The sequence below is a fragment of the Dehalococcoidales bacterium genome (assembly GCA_030698765.1).
Lineage (GTDB): Bacteria > Chloroflexota > Dehalococcoidia > Dehalococcoidales > UBA2162 > JAUYMF01.
This window is the reverse complement of the sequence record JAUYMF010000012.1, coordinates 1-9,211: the sequence shown is the minus strand read 5'-3', so window position 1 is coordinate 9,211 and position 9,211 is coordinate 1. Positions and strand designations below refer to the sequence as shown.

The window sequence follows — 9,211 nt, the reverse complement described above, 5'->3', positions numbered from 1 at the left end:
TCTCTTATATATCTTGCCGTATCAAGGAAGTTGCTGTCATTCCAGCGAAGGCTGGAATCCAGGGGATAGACATGGATTCCGGATCAAGCCTGTCCTGGCGACAGGCCAGGGTCCGGAATGACAGAACTGTAAAGACATTTGTAATACACTACACTAGCTATCTTTACTGCGATTGTTCTCCGTTATCCCTTCAAATTGAACCACTACCCACCACTACCCCCTCACCTTGGCAAAGAAGATGAAATCTGCTACACTGGTCAATTAAATCCCCTGATAACTGATTAGCTTCAACAAAGGAAGAACAGCTTTGACGACCCGGAACAAGATAATGGATATGGCTATTGAAGAAGGAAGAAGACTGCTCACGGAGGTAGAGTCCAAAGAGCTTCTCAGGCAAGCGGGAATAAGCGTTGTCGAGACCAGGCTGGCAACATCCCGCGAAGAGGCGGTATCAATCAGTGAGAAGCTGGGCTATCCGGTGGTATTAAAGATTGTTTCCTCAGATATCGTCCATAAAAGTGATGCCGGCGGCGTTAAGCTGGACTTGAAGACATCACAGGAGGTCGGCAAAGCCTATGATGATATTCTGCGTGCCGTCAAACAGAAACAGCCCGATGCCCGGATTCAGGGCGTCTCGGTGCAGAAAATGGCCCGTCCCGGTGTTGAAGTAATCATCGGCGTGTCCCAGGACAGGCAGTTTGGGCCGGTGCTCATGTTCGGTCTGGGCGGTATCCTGGTGGAAATCCTGAAAGATGTTTCTTTCCGAATCATCCCCTTAGAGAGAAGAGACGCAGGGGAAATGATCAGGGAGATAAAGGGCTATCCCCTTCTTGAGGGCTACCGCGGACAGGAACCGGTAGACGTGGCCAACCTGGAGGAGCTGATACTCAAGGTTTCCCGTTTTGTGGAAGAGAACCCACAGGTGCAGGAACTTGACCTGAACCCCGTTTTTGCCTACAGTAACGGTGCCGTAGCCGTGGATGCCAGAGTTGTCCTGAAAGAGGATAGCTAATATGGGCCTGAAACTGATGCTGGAGGGGGTGGCCGGGCGGTACGGAGATAAACCAGCAATCATTTCGGGCGAACGCAAATTATCCTTTCTTGACCTGGATATAGCTTCGAACAAAGTAGCCCATGCCCTGATGAGAACCGGCGTCAGCAAGGGCGACCGGATAGCCCTGCTGCTAGCCAACAGTCCGGAATTTGTCATCACCTTCTTTGGTATCGTCAAGGCCGGCGCCATCGCGGTCCCTCTCAATGCCAAATACAAATTCGGGGAGCTATCCGCACTCCTGGCCGATGCCCAACCAAAGGTACTGATAACCGAGAGCCCCACCTTAGAGTCATTGAGCCCGTTTTTAGCGGAATTCAAATCAATCGAGCAGGTCATCGGCCTGACTGCAAACGGTGAGGGTAAGTACGTCAGCTATCAGGATATTATTTCCGGCAGTTCCGCGCAGCGTATTACCCCCGGGCCTGAACCTGACGATATCGCTCTGATCGCTTATACCTCAGGCCCTTCCCTTTCCCCCGGGGGAGTAATGCTGTCCCACCGGAGCCTGGTGGTCGGCACGGCTAGTATGGCGGAAGGCTTCCGGCAAACCGAAAAGGACATATCACTGCTCTTCAGCCTGCCCCTCGACCACATGCTCGGTCTGGCCGGAGTATTACTGGCGTCTATCTACAAGGGCAGCACCCTGGTAATGGTCGCGGGAACAGGACTGTCCATGAGCAGCTTTTTCGCTACCATTGAAAAGGAAAAGGGCACCATATTCTGGGGAGTCCCTTACACCTTCACCCTGGCCACTGAAATGGCCGAAAAAGAAGGCATCAAGAATGATTTAAGCTCCCTCCGCCTGTGCGGCAGCGCCGGCGCCCCTTTATCGCTCGATGTCATACGGCGCTTCAAGCAATATTACGGTCTCAATCTCATTGATGGCTGGGGTTTAACCGAAGCGGTATGCCTGGCGACCTGTCAGGCTGTTGACGGCAGCGGCACGCGCGGCTCAGTAGGGAAAGCGTTACCCGGCTGGGAGATGAAGATTGTAGATGAGACCGGCCGGGAGCTGCCGCTAAATCAATCCGGAGAGATAATTGTCCGGGGGCCGATAACGAAGGGATACTACAACAACCCGGAAGCCACCGCCGAAGTAATCAGGGACGGCTGGCTCTATACCGGTGACATCGGCAAGATCAACGAAGAAGGCGACCTTTTCATCACCGGCCGGAAGAAGGACCTTATCATTATCAAAGGGCAGAATGTATGCCCCGGTGACATTGAGAGCACCTTACTGAGTCATCCCAAAGTAGCGGACGCGGCTGCGATTGGTCTTCCCGACAGGCTGCGGGGAGAAGTCGTCGGCGTGGTTATCAGCCTGAAAGAGGGAGCGGTAGCCACCGAGGGAGAAATAAAACAGTTCTGCATCGAACGCATGGTCAATTATAAAGTACCGAAACAGGTCATATTCATCGATTCTCTACCGAGGACAGGCAGCGGTTCAATTGATAAAGAAAGCATCCGCCGCCGTTTGGCAATCCCCTCAATTTTTCCGGACATGGTAGCCTCCCACGGCAGCCCCGCCTCTTTAAGACCATCATCTTAGGATACCGCCATTCAGGGGGGGTCCTGATGCAGAAGGTCGCTATTGTCACTGACAGCGTAGCTTGCCTGACCAGGGAACTCGTAGAGCAGTACCGGATTGGGATTGTACCTGTCAGGCTGCTGGTTCAGGGTAAGGTCTACCGTGACCTGGTGGACATGACCCCGTCCCAGGCTTACCGGATGTTCCTGCAGGACCCCGCAAGTTTCAACACGTCGCCGTCATCCCCCGGACACTACCTGGAAGCCTACCACGAGGCCAGCCGGATAGCGCCAAACGTCCTCTGCGTCACCATCTCCTCCAGGCTCAGCACCGGCTATGATATGGCACGTGTCGCCCGGGAACAGGCTGAAGCCGAGCTACCACAGACCTCAATAACCGTCCTCGATTCCCTGAATGTCACCGCCGCCGAGGGTTTCATCGCCCTGGCAGCGGCACGGGCTGCCGCCGCCGGGAAAGACCTTGACGAGGTGGTCAAGATAGCTGAAGCAGTAAGAGACAAGGTCACCTTTGTTATCCTCCTGGACACCATCCGCCATGTCTACCGCACCGGTCGCATACCTAAAATAGCTTCCCAGGTAGGCGCTATGCTCAGCATCAAACCGATTCTCACCAGCTCCTCCGGCGCCATAGTTTTCAAAGGAGTGGTTAGAAACCGGGAACATGGCATAGACCGACTCCTGGAGATAATGAGGGGTAGCGCGGGACAGAGACCGGTACACTTGGCGGTAATGCATGCCTACGCTCCCGATGACGCCGAAAAACTAAAGGAGAAAACAGCCGCGGAATTCGATTATGCTGAGTTGTGGATAACCGAGTTCAGCCCGGTGATGGGTTATGCTACCGGAACCGGCACGCTGGGTTTCGCTTTTTAAGCGACTAATGCTTAGTTGCGTAAATCATTGTACATAGTCCGCTCGTCCTGAGCCTGTCGAAGGGCGAGTGGAGGGTTCGACAGGCTCACCCTGAGCGTAGCGAAGGGTCTCAGGGTGGGAAGGGGAATTCAATTTTAGCAAAGGTCTAGCGGAACGAGAAAAAACGTTCTATAATATAATATTCAGCTAAGGAGGGATGGAAAACACTCAGCTCGAGGCTAAAGCGCAGATGTTGGCCGGGAGCTTGGGGCAGCTCCCCGAGCCGGTAGTTAAGCCTGTCCTGGTCGTTGTCAGCGGCCTGCCCGGTACCGGCAAGTCTTTTTTCTGTAGCAAGCTGGCTGAGAGGTTACCTTTCGTTGTTTTGGAAAGTGACGCTTTACGTAAAGTCCTTTTCCCGTCCCCGAGTTATAGCCTGGAAGAAAGCTCGTATCTCTTCCGGGTGATACACTCCCTCATTGAGAAATTGCTGAAGAGGGGGAACTCCCTTATTCTGGACGCCACCAATCTTTCCGAGCAACACCGCGAGTATCTTTACAGTATCGCTGACCGCCTGGATGCAAAGCTTGTCCTGGTACGCGTTGAGGCGCCACCGGAGGTAGTGCGCGGACGGTTGCAAAGTCGGCTGGAGGGACGGGAAAGTAAGTCAGACGCTGACTGGACGGTATACCAGAAAATGAAATCGTCGGTCGAGAAAATCCACCGCAAACACTATGTCGTCGACACATCCCGGGATATTGAACCTGTCCTGGACAAAATTATCAGAGAGGTGAAGCATTAGACTCCGCCGGAGGTTGGCCGATGCCCTACGGATATAATGGCAGGATACTGCGGGTTGATTTATCCCGCGGTACTACTTCGGTAGATGAACCGGATGCCGGATTTTACCGGCACTACATCGGCGGTAGAGGACTGGTCAGCTATTTCCTCCTCCGCGAGCTAACCGGCGGTGAGGACCCCCTCGGTCCCGAGAACAAGCTGATTTTTGCTACCGGCCCGCTCACCGGAGTGCCTATCGCCGGTGGGGGGCGCAACAGTGTCGGCGCCAAGTCACCGCTGACCAACGGTTACGGTGATACCGAGGTCGGCGGCTACTGGGGAGCCGAACTGAAACATGCCGGCTATGACGCCATTATCTTTGAAGGCAAAGCAGCCAGTCCGGTATACCTCTGGATTGATGATGGCAAAGCCGAGATTAGAGACGCCCGGCACCTCTGGGGTAAGACCACCGCCGAGTGTCAAAAGATGATTCAGGAAGAACTGGGGGATAGTGGTATCCGCATCGCCCAGATGGGGATCGGCGGCGAGAACCTGGTCCGCTATGCCTGTGTCATCAACGATCTGTCACACGCCGCCGGCCGTACCGGCATGGGGGCGGTAATGGGCTCGAAAAAGCTGAAAGCGATTGCGGTCAGGGGACGTCAGAAGGTGGCGTTAGCCGATGCCAGCGCCGTGAACTCCATCGCCAGATGGCTCAGCAATGACCTGAAGACCAACCCGGACGCCGTTTCCATGCGCGAGGATGGCACTGCCGGAGTGCTCATGCCCCTGAATAACAATGGAGGATTACCCACGCGGAACTTCCAGCAGGGTGTCTTCGAGGGAGCCGACAAGATATCGGTGGAGGCGATGAAGGCAACAATCATGAGCGGGAGGAGGGGGTGCTACGCCTGCACCATCCGCTGTAAACCGGAGGTGGCCGCCCGGGGACGGTATGACGTTGACCCGGTTTACGGCGGGCCGGAATACGAGACTTTAGCCTCTCTAGGCTCAAACTGCGGAATTGACAATCTGGAAGCGGTCGCCAGGGGCAATGCCCTGTGCAACGCCTACGGACTGGACACCATATCCACCGGCTCCAGCATCGCTTTTGCCATGGAGTGCTTTGAGCGCGGCATCATCACCGGAGAGGATAGCGGCGGCCTGGAGCTTCGCTTCGGAGATGCCGACACCATGTTAAGGTTGATAGAGATGATCGCCCGCCGGGAAGGCATCGGCCAGGTGCTGGCGGACGGGGTAGCCCGGGCTGCCGCCGCTTTCGGCCGGGGCGCCGAAGATTTTGCCCTGCAGATTAAGGGACAGGAACTGCCGATGCATGAGCCCCGTTACAAGCAGGGTCTGGGGGTCGGCTATACCATCTCCCCTACCGGCGCCGACCACTGCCATAACATCCATGACACGATGTACGATGACCCCGATGATATGAGCCAGGAACTGGCCAATCTCCAGGCGCTGGGTATCTTCGAGCCTTTACCTGCCCGGGAGCTAAGCGAGGCCAAGGTGCGCATGCTGGTCTACGGCAGTCTCTGGCAGCATACCCTCAATTGCCTGGTATGGTGCATGTTCGTACCTGTGAGCATTGAGCGGATGGTTGCGCTGGTAACAGGCGTCACCGGCTGGAACACCTCGGTCTGGGAGTTAATGAAAGGCGGCGAGCGGTGTGTTGCCATGGCCCGCGCCTTTGATATCCGGGAGGGTATGACGGTCAAGGACGACCGCCTGCCACAGCGGTTCTTCATCCCCTTCACCTCCGGCCCACTGAAAGGGGTCGGCATCAACCGGGAAAAATTGGACCAGGCGATAGATACCTATTATGCCATGGCCGGTTGGGACAGGGTAAGCGGAACACCCACCCTGGTCAAGCTTCAGGAACTGGGTATTGAGTGGGTCGCCCGGGCCTAGCGGAAAACCGGAGGGCACGCTATCCGCATGACTGAGTTAGGGATATAAAACCGGCTCCGAAAGTATCGTCGAAAAAGTGAAAGGAGATTAAGTTGGAGGTTAAGGTCGCAACCGATAGCATTACCAGAATCAAAGCTGACGCCATTATCGTGAACTGCTTCGAGGGAATGGAACGCCCTGAAGATGAGGCGGCAACTGTGGATGAAGCCCTGGGGGGGACGATTACCGAACTGATTAAACAGGGCGAGATAAAGGGTAAACTCAACCAGATTACCGTTATTTACAGTCAGGGTAAACTCCCGGCAACCAGAGTAGTCGTCACCGGCCTGGGCAAGAAAGAAGAGATAACCCCGGACCGGGTTATGAGAGCAATTGCCGGTACCTGCCGGTTTTTGCAGAAGAAGAACCTAAAAACTGTTGCCATCTCTACCCGGGGAGCAGGGCTGGCGGGAATAACCGTGTCAGACGCATCCCGTGCAATAACCGAAGGGGCACTGCTCGGGGTCTATTTGTTCCGCCGCCACATCACCAAAGCCTCCGAGCACGGTGAGATTGAGCAGTTGACCATAATTGATGGCGACGCCGGGCGGCTTTCCGCCCTGGAAGAAGGTTCCCGCCAGGGTAAAATCATGGCGGAAGCGGCTAATCTGGCCCGAGACATGGTCAATGAACCATCTAACTACCTGACACCCACTGATATGGCGACAATAGCCAGCAAGCTAGCGGAGAGCCACGGGCTGGAAATCAATATCCTGGAACGGGAGCAAATGCAGGCAATGGGGATGGGCGCCATCCTGGGAGTGTCCCAGGGAAGCCGCCAGCCACCCAAATTCATCGCCCTCCGCTACCGGGGAAGCAACTCCGCGTCCACCGATATCGCCCTGATCGGCAAGGGGATAACATTCGACTCCGGCGGTATTTCCATCAAGCCCTCCGAGGGGATGGGTGATATGAAGGGGGATATGGCGGGGGGTGCCGCTGTCATCGCCGCCATGGGCGCTATCGCTCAGCTTAAACCCAAAATTAATGTTCTGGCTATCTGCGCGGCTACGGAGAACATGCCTGACGGCAACGCCATCAGGCCGGGAGATGTTCTCACGGCAATGGGCGGTAAAACCATAGAAATCATATCTACTGACGCTGAAGGGCGTCTCACCCTGGCTGATGCCCTGGGTTACGCTAAAAAAGAGGGGGCTAAACTTCTCGTGGACGCCGCCACGCTCACCGGAGCGATGAGGATCGCCCTGGGAGACATCTGCACCGGTGCTTTCGGCAATAATCAGGAACTGATCGATAAGATAATCGCCGCTGGCAACGAAGCGGGAGAACGTATCTGGCAGATGCCGATGTATGAGGAATACAAGAAACAGAACGAGAGCGACGTAGCCGATATCAAAAACGTCGGCGGCAGAATGGGGGGCGCCATTACCGCCGCTCAATTTGTCGGTGAGTTCGCCGGTGATACCCCCTGGGTTCATCTGGATATCGCCGGTACCAGCATGAATGAGAAGGAACAGAACCAGCTACCCAAAGGGGCTACCGGAGTACCGGCGCGTACCCTGGTAAACCTTGTCCTGGCACTGGCTAAAGAATCCGGTTAATAAAAAGGGAGATTCGTTCATGAAGATCAAATGGTTGGGACACGCCACTTTTCTGATTACCTCAGAAACGGGGACCAGGTTAATCACTGACCCCTACGCCACCAATGACCGCATCAAGTATGGGGAAATCAGAGAGTCGGCGGACATTGTCACCGTGAGCCACGGCCACTTTGACCATAACAACGTCGCCGCGGTCACCGGCAATCCCGAGGTCGTCGATGAAGCCGCGCCAACTGAGGTTAAAGGAATAAAGATAGAGGGTATCCCCGCCTATCATGATACCAGGCAGGGAGCGGAGAGAGGCTCTAATATCATATTCTGCCTGGCGATTGATGGCATGAGGGTCTGCCACCTCGGCGACCTGGGCCACAGCCTTGGTGACAAAGAGATTGCTGAGATAGGGAAGGTGGATATATTACTCATCCCGGTGGGAGGGTTTTTCACCATTGATGCTGGTACTGCCACCGAGATTTGCCGCCAGCTAGCCCCCAAGGTGATTATCCCGATGCACTATAAAAATAATCGGTGCGAGCTACCGATATCAGGGGTGGACGATTTTCTGAAAGGGAAACAGGGAATAAACAAGCTCAATACCAGTGAAGCGGAGTTTAGCATGGCAGAACTACCCGGCGCCACTCAGATTTTTGTCTTGCAGCCTGCGCTATAGGGTGGGACCAGACAGGCAGAGGGAGTAGTGCTTGATATTTGAGGCTTCGGATTTTGTTTTTAAGGCACCGTCGGCGGTGTCCAGGGCGCGGCGTGTCCTGATTAAGCCCAGCGCGTCCTATCCGGTGCCTTATCCGGTAACCACCAGCCGGGACATTATGACAACAATAATCAGAGGTATCCGGCAGGTCAGTGATGCTGATATCCTGATACTTGACGGTACCCCCGGAGGAAGCCCAATCTACCCGATATACCAGACACTGGGATATGACTTCCCGAGGGTACTGTTACTGGATGTTAAAGACTGCACCTGGGTGGAAGTAGATAATCCCCTGCCCAAACCCCTAGCCGTGCCGACCTTCTGGGTCCCTAATGTTATCCTCTCCAGCGATTACCTGATAAACGTGGCGCCACTAAAGATTTTCAATGGGAAAGGCAGTCTCAGTATCATGAATATGCTCACCTTACTACCGAGCAGCAAGTACAGCGGTGAAGCACTGGAGGGACGGGAGACTCTGTACAACCTGGGGATAGATAAGGTGGTTGCTGACCTCTATTTTACGCTACCCTTTGACCTCGGTATCATCGAAGCCCGACAGAAATTCATTAGCTTCGGTGACCCGTTTCACGGTGATATTGAAGAATACGGCAAGATTTTCATTGGTGAACCTTACGAAGTGGATTCCGAAGCTTCAGAGATACTGGACATCAAGCCGGACTACCTCGATTTAATCAGTGAAGCCAAAAAGGGGTTCGAAAGCTGAGTTCCCATTATAGGCAAGTGATCTCC

8 protein-coding genes are annotated in these 9,211 nt (G+C 54.7%); all 8 read left to right on the top strand.

Going from position 1 to position 9,211, the window contains the following annotated elements; all coding sequences use genetic code 11:
• Positions 1-307 precede the first annotated feature (307 nt).
• The 8 genes from Q8Q07_00425 to Q8Q07_00390 all read left to right on the top strand — a co-directional run bounded on the left by Q8Q07_00425 (position 308) and on the right by Q8Q07_00390 (position 9,185).
• The gene (locus Q8Q07_00425) at positions 308-1,012 is read left to right on the top strand and encodes an acetate--CoA ligase family protein (protein ID MDP3878758.1); all 705 of its coding nucleotides are present in this window, start codon (positions 308-310) and stop codon (positions 1,010-1,012) included.
• 1 nt (position 1,013) lies between these two features.
• Positions 1,014-2,603: an AMP-binding protein gene (locus Q8Q07_00420; GenBank protein MDP3878757.1), complete on the top strand. Its 1,590-nt coding sequence runs from the start codon at positions 1,014-1,016 to the stop codon at positions 2,601-2,603.
• A 26-nt stretch (positions 2,604-2,629) separates the two neighbouring features.
• Complete coding sequence (locus Q8Q07_00415) at positions 2,630-3,475, top strand: DegV family protein (protein MDP3878756.1); 846 nt, start codon at positions 2,630-2,632, stop codon at positions 3,473-3,475.
• A gap of 196 nt (positions 3,476-3,671) precedes the next feature.
• Positions 3,672-4,253: an ATP-binding protein gene (locus tag Q8Q07_00410; GenBank protein ID MDP3878755.1), complete on the top strand. Its 582-nt coding sequence runs from the start codon at positions 3,672-3,674 to the stop codon at positions 4,251-4,253.
• A 20-nt stretch (positions 4,254-4,273) separates the two neighbouring features.
• Positions 4,274-6,154: an aldehyde ferredoxin oxidoreductase family protein gene (locus Q8Q07_00405; GenBank protein MDP3878754.1), complete on the top strand. Its 1,881-nt coding sequence runs from the start codon at positions 4,274-4,276 to the stop codon at positions 6,152-6,154.
• A gap of 92 nt (positions 6,155-6,246) precedes the next feature.
• Entirely contained in the window at positions 6,247-7,755 is a 1,509-nt protein-coding gene (locus Q8Q07_00400) for a leucyl aminopeptidase (GenBank protein ID MDP3878753.1), read from the top strand.
• Positions 7,756-7,774: 19 nt separating this feature from the next.
• A complete protein-coding gene (locus Q8Q07_00395; GenBank protein MDP3878752.1) occupies positions 7,775-8,422 on the top strand; it encodes an MBL fold metallo-hydrolase in 648 nt (215 codons plus the stop codon).
• A gap of 31 nt (positions 8,423-8,453) precedes the next feature.
• Positions 8,454-9,185 (top strand): DUF362 domain-containing protein, encoded by a 732-nt coding sequence (locus Q8Q07_00390; GenBank protein MDP3878751.1) that lies wholly within the window; start codon positions 8,454-8,456, stop codon positions 9,183-9,185.
• The last annotated feature ends 26 nt before the right edge of the window (positions 9,186-9,211 follow it).